The following is a 249-nucleotide window of genomic DNA, read 5'->3' as shown; positions in this document are numbered from 1 at the left end:
AGCACGACGGTGTAGGCGCTGACGATCCACTGCAGCGTGGCGGTGCCGCCGCCGAGCGTGCGGCCCACGTCGGGCAGGGCGACGTTCAGGACGGTCGTGTCGAGCACGACGAGGAAGAAGCCGAGGCACACGGAGAGCAGGGGCAGCGTCCCGAGCTCGCGTGGCGTGGCGCCCGCGGCGGGGGCGCTCACAGCTGGATGTCCCCGGCGAGGACGCCGCCCCGCTCGAAGCGTTCGGCGCGCAGGGACG

At 74.3% G+C, this 249-nt stretch carries 1 pseudogene; it reads right to left on the bottom strand.

From position 1 onward, the window contains the following. Nucleotides 1-191, bottom strand: a pseudogene (locus tag DEIPI_RS39680) (hypothetical protein); the annotation flags it as partial. Nucleotides 192-249 lie beyond the last annotated feature (58 nt).

Source organism: Deinococcus pimensis DSM 21231, from assembly GCF_000519345.1.
GTDB lineage: Bacteria > Deinococcota > Deinococci > Deinococcales > Deinococcaceae > Deinococcus_A > Deinococcus_A pimensis.
Note: the sequence above shows the minus strand (reverse complement) of the source record. Positions and strands in the feature narration are given on the sequence as shown.